This is a genomic window from Glaciecola sp. SC05, assembly GCF_041380235.1.
Classification (GTDB): domain Bacteria; phylum Pseudomonadota; class Gammaproteobacteria; order Enterobacterales; family Alteromonadaceae; genus Glaciecola.
The window spans coordinates 252511-267400 of the sequence record NZ_JBGIYY010000003.1 but is presented as its reverse complement, the minus strand read 5'-3'; the positions used below and the strand labels follow the sequence as shown (position 1 = coordinate 267400).

Annotated in this window: 14 protein-coding genes; 4 read left to right on the top strand and 10 right to left on the bottom strand. The window is 46.1% G+C overall.

From position 1 onward, the window contains the following. Together AB9H30_RS04470 and AB9H30_RS04465 are read left to right on the top strand one after the other, a co-directional pair. Positions 1 to 2517, top strand: a complete 2517-nt coding sequence (locus tag AB9H30_RS04470; protein ID WP_371193438.1) for an ABC transporter permease — start codon at positions 1 to 3, stop codon at positions 2515 to 2517. A gap of 147 nt (positions 2518 to 2664) precedes the next feature. Then, positions 2665 to 3192 (top strand): YkvA family protein, encoded by a 528-nt coding sequence (locus AB9H30_RS04465; RefSeq protein ID WP_371193437.1) that lies wholly within the window; start codon positions 2665 to 2667, stop codon positions 3190 to 3192. 83 nt (positions 3193 to 3275) lie between these two features. Here the strand turns inward: AB9H30_RS04465 and AB9H30_RS04460 are convergent, their stop codons facing one another. Both AB9H30_RS04460 and folX read right to left on the bottom strand, forming a co-directional pair. Next, positions 3276 to 4166, bottom strand: coding sequence for a TIGR01777 family oxidoreductase (locus tag AB9H30_RS04460; protein ID WP_371193436.1), 891 nt, complete (start codon positions 4164 to 4166; stop codon positions 3276 to 3278). Between the two features lie 5 nt (positions 4167 to 4171). Continuing rightward, positions 4172 to 4537 carry a dihydroneopterin triphosphate 2'-epimerase gene (folX, locus tag AB9H30_RS04455; RefSeq protein WP_371193435.1) on the bottom strand — a complete coding sequence of 122 codons (366 nt, stop codon included), beginning with the start codon at positions 4535 to 4537 and terminating at the stop codon, positions 4172 to 4174. A gap of 76 nt (positions 4538 to 4613) precedes the next feature. Here folX and AB9H30_RS04450 point away from each other — a divergent pair, with 76 nt between their 5' ends. Further along, positions 4614 to 5696, top strand: coding sequence for an AI-2E family transporter (locus AB9H30_RS04450; RefSeq protein ID WP_371193434.1), 1083 nt, complete (start codon positions 4614 to 4616; stop codon positions 5694 to 5696). Then, a complete protein-coding gene (locus tag AB9H30_RS04445) occupies positions 5686 to 6696 on the top strand; it encodes a GGDEF domain-containing protein (protein ID WP_371193433.1) in 1011 nt (336 codons plus the stop codon). Before AB9H30_RS04450 ends, AB9H30_RS04445 begins: the two co-directional genes overlap by 11 nt. 18 nt (positions 6697 to 6714) lie before the next feature. Here the strand turns inward: AB9H30_RS04445 and AB9H30_RS04440 are convergent, their stop codons facing one another. From AB9H30_RS04440 to AB9H30_RS04405, 8 genes are all read right to left on the bottom strand, one after another. Beyond that, a complete protein-coding gene (locus AB9H30_RS04440; protein WP_371193432.1) occupies positions 6715 to 7014 on the bottom strand; it encodes a YciI family protein in 300 nt (99 codons plus the stop codon). 15 nt (positions 7015 to 7029) lie between these two features. Further along, positions 7030 to 7860: a tryptophan synthase subunit alpha gene (gene trpA / locus AB9H30_RS04435; RefSeq protein WP_371193431.1), complete on the bottom strand. Its 831-nt coding sequence runs from the start codon at positions 7858 to 7860 to the stop codon at positions 7030 to 7032. Next, a complete protein-coding gene (gene trpB, locus AB9H30_RS04430) occupies positions 7860 to 9041 on the bottom strand; it encodes a tryptophan synthase subunit beta (RefSeq protein WP_371193430.1) in 1182 nt (393 codons plus the stop codon). Before trpB ends, trpA begins: the two co-directional genes overlap by 1 nt. 13 nt (positions 9042 to 9054) lie before the next feature. After that, the gene (gene trpCF / locus AB9H30_RS04425; protein ID WP_371193429.1) at positions 9055 to 10530 is read right to left on the bottom strand and encodes a bifunctional indole-3-glycerol-phosphate synthase TrpC/phosphoribosylanthranilate isomerase TrpF; all 1476 of its coding nucleotides are present in this window, start codon (positions 10528 to 10530) and stop codon (positions 9055 to 9057) included. 1 nt (position 10531) lies between these two features. Then, complete coding sequence (gene trpD / locus AB9H30_RS04420; protein ID WP_371193428.1) at positions 10532 to 11569, bottom strand: anthranilate phosphoribosyltransferase; 1038 nt, start codon at positions 11567 to 11569, stop codon at positions 10532 to 10534. Positions 11570 to 11578: 9 nt separating this feature from the next. Further along, a complete protein-coding gene (locus AB9H30_RS04415) occupies positions 11579 to 12190 on the bottom strand; it encodes an aminodeoxychorismate/anthranilate synthase component II (protein WP_371193427.1) in 612 nt (203 codons plus the stop codon). Beyond that, positions 12183 to 13796, bottom strand: coding sequence for an anthranilate synthase component 1 (locus AB9H30_RS04410; RefSeq protein WP_371193426.1), 1614 nt, complete (start codon positions 13794 to 13796; stop codon positions 12183 to 12185). The genes AB9H30_RS04415 and AB9H30_RS04410 overlap by 8 nt, the downstream gene beginning before the upstream one ends. Positions 13797 to 14389: 593 nt before the next feature. After that, complete coding sequence (locus AB9H30_RS04405; RefSeq protein ID WP_371193425.1) at positions 14390 to 14857, bottom strand: DUF3592 domain-containing protein; 468 nt, start codon at positions 14855 to 14857, stop codon at positions 14390 to 14392. Between the last annotated feature and the right edge of the window lie 33 nt (positions 14858 to 14890).

Here is a 14890-nt window from a genome sequence, read left to right as displayed (position 1 = left end):
ATGGGCATGGCATTTCAGTTGGCATGGCGTCTTTTTAAACATGAGGCGCGCCGCGGCGAGCTTACCATTATCTTATTGGCGATTGTGCTGTCGGTGGCATCGGTTTTATCCTTATCATTATTTAGCGAGCGACTTCAGCAAGCCCTTACCGATCGCAGCGCCGAGTTCATTGCCGCTGATAGTCAACTGCGCTCAAGAAACGCAGTTGACACCGCTTGGATTGAAGAGGCGCAGGCGAGAGGTTTAAATACCGCATTTCAGTTATCTACCCGCTCGATGGTGTTTGCAGGTAACGAACTAGCATTGTCTGACTTGCGCGCGGTTGATACCGAATATCCTTTGAAAGGAGAGGTGAAAGTCACCGACACGGCGTTTGGTGAAGGCGAAATAGCCGGTAAGTCAGTCGCGCCAGGGGAAGTATGGATAGACTCACGCCTGTATCAACTTCTCGGTGTTGAAAAGGGGGCCATGATTGAAATTGGCGATGCTACTCTCCAAGTAACCGAAATTTTAAGCTCCATCCCCGATGCCGGCTTCAGCGTGTTTAATACTGACCCGATGCTATTGATGTCTGCGCAGGATGTGGCGGCAACGAATATTGCTGGTCCTGGAAGTCGCGTTAGCTATAAATACTATTTTACCGGTGAGTCGGCGGTGTTAGATGATTACTATGATTGGCTGCGTCCTCAACTAAATCGCGAAATTCATCGCTGGACCAGCATCGAAGATGATGAGTCGCCAATTGGCCGCTCCATTGCAAGAGCCGAAGAGTATTTCTTACTGGCCAGTTTATTGGCAATTGTCTTAGCCGCCGTATCGATTGCAGTCGCCGCTCAGCGATACAGCCAGCGTCATTTTGACCCCGTGGCAATTATGAAAACACTCGGTGCGAGTAAAGCAATGGTGCGCCAGATATACCTCATGCAGATTTGTTTTATTACCGCACTAGGAATAAGTATAGGGGTGCTAGTCGGGTACATGTTGCAGCAAGGGGTGGTTACGCTATTAGCAGACAAAGTAGAAGTCTCTTTGGCGACTTGGTATTGGCGACCTCTGGGCATTGCAGTATTTACGGGTGTAACCTGCGCCTTGCTGTTTTCATTATATCCCTTACTCCAGTTGTTCTCTGTGCCTCCGCTGCGAGTATTACGTAAAGATCTACAGGCAACCTTATCTTCCAAAGCCTTGCAGTTTGTGTTCTCTGGTAGTGCGGTGTTCTTGCTGATGTGGACATACAGCCAAAATCTTTTAATAAGCAGTATTTTATTTGGCTCAGGCGTCTTGCTGGTAATGAGTCTTCTGGGTATGACTTATCTGCTGATTCTCGCCGGGCGGAAATTGGGCAGCGGTAGTATGGGTGCTTGGACCTTAGCGTGGGCGCGTATTCGCCGTCGTGCGATGGGCAATTCTGTGCAGCTGATTAGTTTTGCAATTACCATTATGTTGCTGTTAGTCGTGTTGGTTATGCGCAACGATATGGTAAAGCAATGGCGAGACCAACTGCCTGAAGGCACTCCAAATTACTTTGTCGCAAACGTAACAGAGACCCAAAAAGAAGCGCTTAAAGAGCACTTCACAAAAAATGACGTGCAGTATGAGCAGTTTTATCCGGTAGCGCGCGGGCGATTTGTTTCTATCAACGATGAAAACATCCGCACCGAGGTGACCAAAGAAGATGAAGAGGTCGCAAACGAAGGGCGTCAAGGTTTGGGCCGCGAAGCTAATTTAAGCTGGGGCACAGAGCTGCAAACCGGTAACGTGGTCGTAGAAGGTCAGTGGCATGACAATTGGCAAGAGGGTGAGCCTGTGCCATTGTCTATCGAGACAGAAGTGGCGGGTCGACTAAATATTGAGCTTGGTGATGCCCTGACCTTCAATGTCGGCAGTGAAGTGATTCAAGCGACGGTTACCAGTATGCGGGAAGTCGATTGGCAGACCCTACAGCCTAATTTCTTTTTTGTGTTACACCCCAAAGCAATGGAGAACTTTAGCGCCACCTATATTACGAGTTTTCACCTAGATGAGGCTCGAAAACCAGAAATATCAAGGATTATGGCGCCTTTTGCCAGCGTAACCTTGTTCGATGTTGATGCGAGAATCAATCAACTGCGTGAAATTATCGACCAGGTCTCTATGGCGGTTGAGTTTATTTTGATACTCGTGCTGATAGCAGGTGCGCTAGTGCTAATCGCACAAGTTCAGGCGAGTATGGATGAGCGACTGCAAGAACTAGCAATTTTACGAACCCTTGGTCTAAAGGGCATCAGCATACGCTTTAGTGTGATAAATGAATTTGTGATCATCGGCACCGTGGCGGGGTTGATGGCCGCATTGGCTAACGAATTCAGTTTGTATATGTTGCAAACGAAAGTATTCCAAATGCCGCCATCACTGCACGCAGAGTACTGGGCGATTGCGCCGGTTGTAGGTGCTCTTGTGGTCGGTTTATTGGGTGCAATTGGCTGCTGGCGATTGTTATCACTTAACACCGGGCATTTATTGCGTAAAATGGTTTAGGAAATCAAATGAATGCCGAATCGATGAATAATTTATAAAAAACTGGATAACGTCTAAGAAAATATGTAAAAGGAATGCTAAACATTATTGACAGGCGTGTAGCGTCTCTCTAATGTAGATACTTTAATAATAAAAAAAGGATGACATATGACCATTCAAATTACTTTCGAGCTCTCTGACGAAGACTTAGAACATTTTCGAGCATTGATGAAAGTAGCCATACAGAACGCTAGCAAATATTCACCTGCAGAAGTGTTACAAAAAGCCCGTGCAGTCTGTTCAGAGATGGAAAGCGCAAATTTACCTGGATTTGTTAAACACCGGTTAGATTCGCTAGAAACCCTAATCTCAGCGCTCGAAGATGATGAGTGGCAAATGCCAGAAGACGAAAAAGCTGAAATATTGACCTCTTTGGCCTATTTTAGTGAGCCTCATGACTTGGTGCCTGACAATATACCCGGTTTGGGCTATGTTGATGACGCCATTATGATTGAGTTAGTTATTCAAGATATGTCGCAAGATTTGGGTGCGTATACAGAGTTTTGTCAATTTAGAAAAACCGAAGAAAACCGCCGTGGCAATGAAGCCGACGTCAACCGTGAAAGCTGGCTTGAAGGCAAGCGCACTGAGATTCGTTCGAACATGCGTCGCAAAAGAAGATTGTTCTCGAGATAGTTGACAGTAGATTCAGTTAGAACGGCCGAGGGCAGACATGGTGTCTACCTTGGCCGTTTTTGTATCTGAAATTTAAGTGGTACTTAGCGCAAATCTAACGCACTTAAAGCATCAACTAATACTGGATATGAAAAATGAAATCCAGCCGCCTCCAAACGCGTGGGCAATACTTTTTGGCCATAAATTACCAGCGCAGATGATTCGCCCATCAGAAGCTTGATCGCAAAAGTAGGGGTGGTGAATATGCAGGGCCGATCGAGTCGTTTGCAAAGTTTGTGAGCGAAGAAAGCATTTGTAGCCGGTTTAGGTGAGGTGATATTAAACGGCCCAGTGCAGTCTTTATTTTCTATTAAGAACTGTATTGCGCGAACCATATCATCAATATGGATCCACGACATAAATTGCGTACCCTCACCAATTGGGCCGCCAAGTCCAAGTCGAAAAGGCAGTAACATTTTGCTTAATGCGCCACCATCGTCTGCCAGCACAACACCGGTTCTCAATAAACACACGCGGGTTTCGGCTTGTAACGCGAGCTCTTCCCACTTTACACATACTTGGCGGCTAAATTCGTCATGATAATCGCTGAAATCTTCGGTAATAGGGGTGTCGTCTTGGCGACCGTAAAACCCAATTGCCGAGCCACTTATAAACACTTCAGGAGGAGATAAAGCAGCGTTTACCAATTCGACTAAGCGCTCAGTAATCTGCCAACGGGAATCGCAAATTCGCTGTTTTTGCGCATCGCTCCAACGCTTGTCGGCAATCGGTTCTCCGGCTAAATTGACAATCACATCAAAATCATTGACATGGCTAATGTCTTCTAGACTAAGTGCGCTGGCCGAATCCAATAAAAGTCGCTTTGCTCGCTTTGGATCTCGGCTTACCACAGTAATATCGTATTGCTCTTTGAGCTTGGCGATAAGATAACGACCAATAAGGCCTGTTCCACCGGTTAGCAGCATGCGCTTCATTAACTTTAGTCCTTAGTACAAGAAATGGCGAGGGAAACGGAGTCAGAAAAGCGCAGGGCGTGCGGTTTATCGACTTCGACTTCAGCAGAAATGACCCAAGGATGATCTGCTGCAATATTCAAAATATCGGCGGTTAGTTTTTCTAATAGTGAAAAACGATTGTCTTCAACCAGCCGAATAATGGCTTTAGTGATGATTTTATAGTTTAGGGCATCTTCCATTTGATCAGAATTGGTAGCTTGTTTCGCATCATATTGTATGGTGACATTAATCACCACATCTTGTTGATTCTTTATTTCATCATCGTTGATACCAATATAGGTTCTTAGACGAAGATTTTTAATGCGAATGGTGGCAAGATTTAAATTCATTGAGATACTACTTCCTTATTAGTTTGTTGTTGCTCATACTTAAGTCAGTTAAACCGCTTATATTTGGATTTACACTATGGAGATAAATAAGTCACCCACGTCAAAAGCAATGCTGGTAATGGCCGCTGTTGTGATAGTGCTTGCCGGTATAAAAGCCGCCAGTGTTATTGTGATCCCGCTATTGCTTTCGGCGTTTATCGCGATAGCGGTGAGCCCTCTTATCAATTGGTCAGCGCGCTATCAGGTGCCGCGTTGGCTGTCCATTAGTTTAGTTATACTCTTTATGGTGGTAATTGGTTTCATGTTAGCCGGGCTAATTACGCAATCGCTCGCAGACTTTAGGGAGAATATGCCGGTTTACAGAGAGCAGCTTGCGGGGGAGTTTGCTTGGGTAATTGATAAGCTCGGTGTTCTTAATATTCATCTCAATCAAGCACTTATTCGTGAGCATCTTGATCCAGGTATGGCGATGTCGGTAGCCACCAACTTTATTACTGGAATGGGAACCGTTCTATCAAACGTTTTTTTAATATTGCTCACCGTATTATTTATGCTGTTTGAGGCAGACAGTATGCCGCGCAGAGCCCATGTGGCGCTTGCTGATCCGGATATGAAATTGCCCCACATCGATAGGTTTTTAACGTCGGTAAATCAGTATTTAGTGATCAAGATGTTAGTTAGCTTAGGGACCGGTATTTTTATCGGCGTTTGGCTCTATGTGTTGGGTGTGGATCATTTTATGCTGTGGGCGGTACTTGCTTTTATGCTGAATTTTATTCCCAACATCGGATCGATAATCGCTGCTATCCCGGCGATATTCATGGCCTTTGTAGAATTTGGTTTTGCTAAGGCAGGTTTAGCAGGATTGGGGTTTTTATTGGTCAACACCGTTATGGGGAACTTCATTGAGCCACGATTCCTAGGAAAGGGACTGGGCCTATCTACCTTAGTCGTGTTTTTATCTTTAGTCTTTTGGGGGTGGTTACTTGGTAGCGTAGGCATGTTACTCTCAGTGCCTTTAACAATGGTAGTTAAGATCGCGATGGAATCAAGAGAAGAGACACGCTGGCTAGCCTTATTGCTATCTGCCGATGTCGATACTGTGCCCCCAAATTCAGAACTCACAACAACGGGACCTGAAGACCTGCGTGATAGCTAAGTTAACTGCCATAAACCTAATGATCAAAAGTAGGCTAGGAGAAGCTACTGCAACAGCGCGAGCCGTATTTGCGGTCGCGATGCTCGGCTTTTTGTCGGTATGTCCTATTTTAATCACGAGAATCATTCAGCAAAGCTGGTTGATGGCACTGTTAAACCTAGTGTTAATTGGCGTCTTTTTAGTTATCGCATTTAACGTATTGCGAAACCGTTATCTTGCTACTTCAAGACACGTAATGGGAATAATGCTGATATTAGGCATTACCAGCACAACAATTATTGGCGACACCGCCTCGGCCTATTGGCTATATCCGGGTTTTGTAGCAACCTTCTTTTTATTTAAACCTAAGATTGCTGTTCTGCTTTCTTTTTCAGTTTGTATTACGGTTTACCCATTTTTGAGCGAACTTTTGGCGTCTACTGATTTGCTCACTTTGTACGCGACCTTAATGCCGACCATTGTCTTCATTTACTATTCATCGCGCGCTTTGCGCAAGCAGCATGAACAGTTAATGTCTATGGCGAGTCAAGACTACCTAACACAAACCGGTAATCGCCGGGCTTTTAATGCTAAGGCTGAAATCTGCATTCGCCAACGAAACAAGCAAGACTTTCATAGTGTGTTGATCTTGTTTGATATGGACCATTTTAAACGCTTAAATGATACACACGGTCATGTTGTCGGAGATGCGGTATTGAAAGACGTTACGAATATCGTCACTCATTGCCTGAGAAGCACTGACAGGCTATTTCGCTTGGGGGGTGAAGAGTTCGCTATCATTGTGCAAAACGCAATGTTAAAAGACGCTGTGGCGATTTCAGAAAAAATCAGAGAAACGTTAGTCAGCAAAAGAAACATTGATTTGCCCCCTTATACGGTTTCATTTGGAGTAGCAGCCTTAAACAAAAACGAAACGGTAAATAGTTGGATGGAGCGCACAGATTTAGCGCTCTATCAATCAAAGCAAAATGGACGTGACCAAGTAAGCATTGCAAAGTAAGCTTGCAGCGCTGCAATATTAAGGGAGCACCTTTTTATAGGGTTTGACTGTCACGCGCTCATAAACATCGGCGTGTAAATAAGGGTCGTCGTTTGCCCAAGACGTGGCATCTTCAAGAGATGAGAACTCAGCTATCACTAACGACCCTGTAAAACCAGCAGGGCCAGGATCTTCCGAATCAACAGCAGGATTAGGACCAGCAACAAACAAGCGCCCTTCCGATTTTAACGCTTCTAAGCGGGCAAGATGTTCAGGTCTTGCTGCAAGTCTGCGAGGCAATGAATCAGGTTTATCTTCGCTATAAATCATATAGTACATAAGTTTCTCCGCAGACTATTTGTTAGTTGCCGCTTTCATTGTTTTCACAAAATCGCTTAAGCCAAGCAGCATCGCATCGATGTCACTAAGATGCTTTTCAATAATGTTAACCGTTGCAGAGCCTGATATGGCGCCAGCCGCGCCCCCAGCTATGGCTGAGCTAACTTGTGCAGGCGTTGAGATACCAAAGCCCAATAGCGGGGGGGCAACTTCATACTGTTTGAGTTTGGCAATTAATGCTTCGGTAGGAATTTCGACAGCTGTTTCTGCACCGGTGACGCCCGCGCGGCCCAGCAAGTAGGTGTAGCCGCTGGACTTCTCTCCAATTGCAGCAAGCGTCTCTTCGCTAGCATTAGGAGGAGCAATCAGTATTTGTTGAACATTGTGCTTTTGGGCAATTTCAATAAAGCGCGTGGCTTCTCTTAAAGGCACATCGGCAATCAGTATTGAGTCTACCCCAGCAGCATTTGCTTGCGCGTAAAATGCATCTAAACCCTTTGCTAATACTAAGTTGCTGTAGAGCAACAATCCAATTGGGATGTCTTCGTACTTATCACGGATTTGGCGGATAATATCAAAGCAGTGGTCGGGGCGAACGCCGCTTTTGAGCGCGCGTATACTGGCTTTTTGAATCGTTGGGCCATCGGCAATCGGATCAGAGTAAGGAATGCCTAACTCTAAGGCATCCGCACCAGCTTCGACTAGGGCTTCTATAATCTTAAATGAGGTACCCGCATCTGGATCGCCAAGCATTACGAAGGGCACAAAAGCGCCTTCATTTTTTGCATCAAGGGCGCTGAACATTTTTTGATAGCGCTTGCTGCCGCTAAACTGAGTATTAGCCATTACAGGTCGTCTCCTAAAATTTTGGTTACATGGGCGAGGTCTTTGTCGCCTCTGCCTGATAAATTCACCACGATAATGGTGCCGTCTTCAGCCTCTTCTGCCATGTTTAAGGCGTGAGCGAGGGCATGTGAAGACTCCAGCGCGGGGATAATTCCTTCTTTTCTGGCTAAGAGTTTAAAGGCGTTGAGTGCTTCGGTGTCGGTTACCGCATAATACTCAGCTCGGCCAATATCGGCTAGATAAGCATGCTGTGGGCCAACCGCAGGGTAGTCAAGTCCGGCGCTCACCGAATAAGACTCTTCAATTTGGCCCACGTCGTCTTGCATTATAAAGGTGAATGCACCATGCAGGATGCCCTTAGTGCCGGTACAAATGGTTGCGCCGTGCTCCTTCGTGTGGACACCTTTACCCGCTGGCTCAACGCCCACTAAACGCACGCTTGGCTCATCAATAAAATCTGCAAACATGCCAATGGCGTTAGAGCCACCGCCAACGCAGGCAACCACAGCATCTGGTAAACGGCCTTCTTTTTCTAAAATTTGTGCCCGCGTTTCTTCACCAATCATACGATGGTATTCACGCACAATAGTGGGGAAAGGGTGCGGGCCGGCGGCGGTGCCAAGCAGATAATGTGAGGTTTCGTAGCTGCCAGACCAGTCACGCATGGCTTCATTTACGGCGTCTTTTAAGGTGCCAGATCCAGAATCAACGGAGATAACTTCTGCGCCCATTAAGCGCATTCTAAATACATTGGGGGCTTGGCGCTCAATGTCTTTTGCACCCATATAAATACGAGCTTTTAAACCTAGCAGTGCACAAGCTAGGGCAGTCGCCACGCCGTGCTGACCGGCGCCGGTCTCGGCGATAACTTCGGTTTTACCCATGCGCTTGGTAAGCAATGCTTGGCCTAGCACTTGGTTGGTTTTATGTGCACCGCCGTGCAGCAAATCTTCACGCTTTAAATAGAGTTTTACCTTTGGGTTGGCCACTAAGTTGCGCGTAAGGGTCATCGCAGTGGCGCGGCCAGCGTAGTCCTTGAGTAAAGACATAAACTCTTCTTGAAAGCTCGGGTCGTCTTTGGCATCTAAAAATGCTTGTTCAAGTTGGTCGAGCGCAGGAATAAGCAGTTCAGGTACGTACATCCCACCAAATTCACCGAATTTTGATTCTAATTTATTCATTGTGTTATTCCTTCTAAATGCGCAGCGATGTAAACATCGCTTGGATTTTCGCTAAATCTTTTATTCCGGGAGCCGTTTCAACACCGCTATTGACGTCGATACACTGCGCGCGGGTCTTGATGGCGGACGCTGCATTGTTTTCGTCGATCCCGCCTGCTAGCACTGCGACTATCTCGCCAAATATGCCTTGCTTGTCATTTTGATGAAAACTTCCATCAAAGCTCTCATCAGAGCTTTTATTGCAAATCTCATTTAGAATTTGCCAATCGAACTGCTCGCCCGTTCCGCCTGACTGTTGGCCTACTTTGCAGTCAAATAGCCATCGATCTATGTGCGCTGAAGCGTCTGCGAATGCAAGCATTTGATGATGTATGCTTGCAGCGGTATCGTCTTTTGTGACTGCCTGCACTTTCCAAATTTGGCAATACTCAGGCAGCGAACTTCTCAAAGCGCTTATATAATCCAAATGTTCGTTACCGTGCAGCTGCACCGCATGCAGGGTTAAGCGATTGGCAAATTCTACCACTTGTGTCAGCGGCGCATCTACAAACACCCCAACATAATTAAAAGGGGCTTGTTCTATAATGCTTACTGCCTGCTCCAATGATACGAAGCGAGGGGAATTTGGTGCAAAAATAAGTCCCATGTAGCTCGCTTGAGTCTTAGCAATGGCAATCGCCGCTGATATTTCGGTGATCCCGCATATTTTGACTTCGCCGTATACTAAGCGATGAATGGCAGCATCTAAGTTGTCTTGTGCCATTAACGAAGACCCTACTAAATACCCATCAACTAAGTGATTTAAACGCTGCAGGTCCTGATGGGTATAGATTCCTGATTCAGAAATGATCACGCCATTAAAGTCAGTGGCGCGAATAATGGGTACAAGTCGCTCAGTGGTGGCTAAATTGGTTGATAGGTCGCGCAGGTCGCGGTTGTTGATCCCAATAATTTTTGCACCTAATGCGAGCGCTCTGTGCGTTTCTGCTTCGTTGCTAACTTCGGTAAGGACCTCCATACCCAGTGAAAAGGTAATTTCAGCAAGAGATTGGTATTCAGCATCAGTTAACACAGAAAGCATTAGCAGTACCGCATCTGCATTGTAGTAGCGGGCTAAATAAATTTGATAGGGCACTACAAAAAAGTCTTTATTTAACACCGGTTGAGTGACGCGCCCGGTCACATATGAAAGATACTCAAAGCGACCTTGAAAGTATTTTTCATCGGTCAACACAGAAAAACATGCCGCTTCTTTTTCATACGCGGTGACGATTTCATCTAAATCAAAGTTTTCGCGAATTAAGCCTTTTGAGGGAGAGGCTTTTTTGCATTCAAATATGAAACCCGCTTTGCTTTTGTTTAGCGCCTCAATAAACGACTTGCGACTGGGTTCAAGCGCTGATTGAAATTGCGCTAATGGAAAGTCAATTTCTCGCTGTGCAATTTCAATGCGTTTGTCAGCAACAATGGTCCCTAATACGTCGGCCACACTATACTCCTTGCTTGCTAATATTAGCGGCTAATTGAATGGTTTGCATGGGCCTACCGGTCGCCATGCTTGCTATTGCTTGGTCAAAACACTCGCTGAGCTTGCGGTTTGGCTCGTTCACCCAAAGTAAGGTTGCAGCATTAATGCCAATCGCCTCTTGGTGAGCAACTGCGCCGTTGCCACTTAAGACCTGAGCAATGGCATCGACATTAAACGCTGGCTCACCACCGGCGATGGCGCTAATGGGCGCTAGCGTTGCTCCAAAGTCACTGGCTTCAAAACTGACAGAACGAATTTGTCCGTTGCGTATATGGCGCCCATCAGTTGGGCCATGCAGCGCGACTTCATCTAATCCAGAGCCGTGCACAACCAGTGCATTATCATGACCTAGGGTTAGCAGTACTTGCGCATACACATCAAGCAGCTCGGGCTTGTATACGCCATAAACGCCGTGAGTGGGTTGTGCAGGGTTAGCCAGTGGGCCAAGAATATTAAACAGCGTGCGTGTTTTCAAGGTAGTGCGAACGGGCATCGCATGAGCAACGCCCGCATGATAATTAGGTGCGGCTAAAAAGCATAGGTTGGCTTGGTCTAGGCATTTACGCGCGGTATCAGGTGTCATCATTAAGTCCATACCAAAGCCTGCAAATAAATCAGATGAGCCTGATTTGCTCGATACGCTGCGATTACCATGTTTGGCCACTTTAATTCCGCAAGATGCTGCAACAATAGCAGCAGCACTCGACACATTAATAGTGTTGTGACCATCGCCACCCGTGCCAACAATATCACTGAAAGCATAGTCAGGGCGGGCAAAGGGTTTGGCGTTTTCAATCATCGCTGAGGCAGCTCCAGCAATTTCATCGCTATGTTCGCCTTTGATTTTAAGGGCAACTAGCAGGGCCGAGAGCACGATATTGTCTATTTCACCGCGCATCACGCTAGAAAAGATCCCATGACTTTGCGTAAAATCTAAATCTTCACCTCGGTAAAGTTGTTCAAGAATTGCCAATGTGCTTGCTGTTGTTGTGTCAGTCATCAGACATCCTTACCTTGCTTTGATGGCTAAATACGCCATCGCCTGCTGAAGCAATAAGCTGCCGTCACAGGTGAGTATTGATTCAGGGTGAAATTGGAAGCCAAGCATCTTATCAGCCTCGTGGATTATCGCCATAGGCAAGTGGTCTATGCCCGCAATCACTTGCAAACAATCTGGTACGCGCCGTGCAACCAAAGAATGATATCGAGCGATAGAGAGCGGTTGAGGTAGCGCTTTAAATACATTAGGGTAAGCGTGGGTCATTAATGAGGCTTTGCCATGCATAACATCTTCGGCTCTGCCCACTTCTCCGCCGTAGGCTTCTACTATAGCTTGGTGACCTAGGCAAATGCCTAATACGGGATATTTACCTTTCACCGCCTCAATCACCTGCGGCATATTGCCAGCATCAGAGGGTGCGCCGGGACCCGGAGATAGCATCAGTAAGGTCGGGCTATGTGCTTGATAATCGGCTAACTGTTGGCAGATTTTTTCTACCGCTACGGTATTTCTAAATACTTTGAGCTCCACGCCCATAACCCTAAGTTCGTCGACTAAGTTGTAGGTGAAACTGTCGTGGTTATCAATAAGCACAACTTTTAATGTACGAATATCAAACATGCTCAGCCTCCCCATCAATATCTTGCGCTAAATCAGCGGTCATAATTGCTTGGATAACCGCTTGGGCTTTTGCGCGTGTTTCATCAGCTTCAGATTGCGGAACCGAATCTTTTACCACGCCCGCGCCCGCTTGAATGTAGGCGATATGATTGGCCACAAATGCGCTTCTGATCACAATGCAGGTATCAAAGTCGCCATTGCCGTTTAAATAACCCACCGCGCCGCCATAACTGCCTCGTGTGCACTTTTCGGTATGGCGAATCAGGCTGGCTGCGCTGATTTTAGGCGCGCCAATTAAGGTACCCATATTCATACAGGCCTGATAGGCATGCAGGGCATCTAAATCGTCGCGCAACTGACCGACCACTCTAGACACTAGATGCATCACATGAGAATAGCGGTCGACTTTTAAAAGGTCTTTGACATGTCGAGTGCCTGGCTTTGAAACCTTTGCCACATCGTTTCTGGCTAAGTCGACCAGCATGATGTGCTCTGATTTTTCTTTTTCGTCTTGCTGCAAATTAAGCTCAAGGCGACTGTCGAGATCCAAATCTAAACTGCCGTCAGGACGTCTGCCACGAGGGCGGGTGCCAGCAATAGGATAAATTTCCACTTGATTGGATCTAGTTTCATATTTGAGAGCCGATTCAGGCGATGCGCCAAAGATTACAAAGTCATCGTCTTGCAAATAAAACATATAGGGCGAGGGGTTAGTTTGCTTTAAGCGTTTATAAGCAAGTAAAGAATCAGCACAGGGTAAGGAAAAAGTGCGTGAAGGCACAACTTGGAATATATCGCCGTCGAGGATATGTTCTTGCAAATTAATCACATCTTGGCAGTATTCTACGTCTGACTTATCGACACTCAGGGTTTTATCACTGCGCACCGCGCTATCTCGGTTGTTTGTTGAAAACTTAACTTCATCAAGCTGCACAATTGCGTGCTTCACTACTTCAAGGCGTTGCTGCACATTAAAGTAATTTTGCGCCACATCAGAGGCACTAAATACACTGCCGAGTATCTCGGTTTTTTGCTGCTGGTGGTCGATTAAAACCAAGGTTTCCGCCAAATAGAATACGTAGTCTGGACAAGTATTAAGGCCCTTTGGTACGCGCGGCAATACCTCAAGGCTTGCCAGTAAGTCGTATGCAAACACCCCGCCTAAAAATACTGCATGAGGATGACTCCGCAGTGTTTTGATTTCACGTTGGATGGTGCGAAGCACATCGAATACCGAGGCTTGTTTTAGGCGCGTATCTTCGTCTAGTTGGTTGTCTGCGGATGCAAACTGTAGGGTGATTTGATTTGGTGCACTGCTAATAACGAACGCGCTCAGCTTTTGCTGCAAAAAAGTAATCAATGAATGACCATTATTTGAAACGGCACTAACCAAGACCTTTTGTTCTTGGCACTCTATGCGCAAGGCCGCATCGACTAAGATCAGGCTCTTTAAGTTATCTTTGCTGTCAATTTCAGCCGATTCTAGCAAGATGCTGTGAGGTTTTGCTAAAGCCTTGTATGCGCGCAGAGGATCAGCGACATAAGGTGTATCGATTAGAATAGTTTCGACACTGCCCGGGGCCGTGCCTAATTCTACCAAACTCATATTCATTCCTATTGATTATTGCTAATTGCCATTGTTCGAGTGAGATGCAGTTACAAACAAAACCCATAAAAAAAGCCCGCATAACGGGCCTTTATCACGTGCACAAACATGCCGCCAGCCCTAGGGTTGGTTGCTCCACCACCAAACTAATGATAATACTTGTGTCTGCATTGCACGATTCCGAATATATGACGTTTAAACGCCCGCGTGTCTAGGTAATATTTGAGACCGACGTCGGGCTAACAGGCGTATAGGAGATAACAAACGGCAAAACTTGTCAAGTAGAAATCTAGACAAGGGGTGAATTTGTTGCGAATTTGATAGCCTCGATGCAAGCTATAAGTAAATAATGCTCCCGAATTACGCGTGAGTCGCAACATCTATTATCGATGATCCGAGTCGCTTAAGAACACTCAGCGCGCTAATTAATGCTAAACAAGAAATTGCGAATTCATCAGAATGGCCCTTAGACCTGTCCCAGGGAGCACGTGCACTGTTACTCTCTTTGTCGATTCCATTGTCGTGGGCAATGGGATCGCTTATTGAATCAGTCATTGGAAAACTTGTCGCTTAAGCAAGCTCCACTAAATAACTCAGTTTTTAAAGCGGTAGTGTACTAAGCAAGCAGCACTGCCCCACATCAATAGCACCAGCAAAAGATTTGCGGCTACAGAGCCTGATTTTTCTAAGACTGCGCGTTGCGGAGCAATGGGGTCATAAAATGCGCTAACGGTTTTACCTATCGGATACTTTTGCAAATAGTGCGCTACATCATAGTTCCACTGACCAAAATCTATCTGCTCACTAATGTATGTTTGTCCGTTAACGGTATAAGCAAAGGCAATGTGAGGAGAATCGGGGCCACCCCGAAATCCTCTATTTATCTGTGATTCGATGACTGTCGCAGGCACACTATTCCAACTGTTCGATGACATCATGAGCTTTAGATCGGCTGCACTAAACCATCCCATCACTGCAAAAGCGAGAATCATGATTAGACTGTTTTTCTTGAGGCGCTCCGACCAACTATCATCCGCTTGCTTGCTGTTTGAAAAAAGCATATCTGGTTGGGTTCACTTATGGGTTTACTGAGA

Bases quoted from the DNA above. Each gene is read 5' to 3' on its own strand.
- folX (WP_371193435.1), bottom strand. From the start codon at position 4,537: ATGAATTTAAATCTTGCCACCATTCGCATTAAAAATCTTCGTCTAAGA.
- AB9H30_RS04415 (WP_371193427.1), bottom strand. From the start codon at position 12,190: ATGTTTGATATTCGTACATTAAAAGTTGTGCTTATTGATAACCACGAC.
- AB9H30_RS04470 (WP_371193438.1), top strand. From the start codon at position 1: ATGGGCATGGCATTTCAGTTGGCATGGCGTCTTTTTAAACATGAGGCG.
- trpD (WP_371193428.1), bottom strand. From the start codon at position 11,569: ATGACTGACACAACAACAGCAAGCACATTGGCAATTCTTGAACAACTT.
- AB9H30_RS04460 (WP_371193436.1), bottom strand. From the start codon at position 4,166: ATGAAGCGCATGCTGCTAACCGGTGGAACAGGCCTTATTGGTCGTTAT.
- AB9H30_RS04465 (WP_371193437.1), top strand. From the start codon at position 2,665: ATGACCATTCAAATTACTTTCGAGCTCTCTGACGAAGACTTAGAACAT.
- AB9H30_RS04450 (WP_371193434.1), top strand. From the start codon at position 4,614: ATGGAGATAAATAAGTCACCCACGTCAAAAGCAATGCTGGTAATGGCC.
- AB9H30_RS04410 (WP_371193426.1), bottom strand. From the start codon at position 13,796: ATGAGTTTGGTAGAATTAGGCACGGCCCCGGGCAGTGTCGAAACTATT.
- trpB (WP_371193430.1), bottom strand. From the start codon at position 9,041: ATGAATAAATTAGAATCAAAATTCGGTGAATTTGGTGGGATGTACGTA.
- AB9H30_RS04440 (WP_371193432.1), bottom strand. From the start codon at position 7,014: ATGTACTATATGATTTATAGCGAAGATAAACCTGATTCATTGCCTCGC.
- trpA (WP_371193431.1), bottom strand. From the start codon at position 7,860: ATGGCTAATACTCAGTTTAGCGGCAGCAAGCGCTATCAAAAAATGTTC.
- AB9H30_RS04405 (WP_371193425.1), bottom strand. From the start codon at position 14,857: ATGCTTTTTTCAAACAGCAAGCAAGCGGATGATAGTTGGTCGGAGCGC.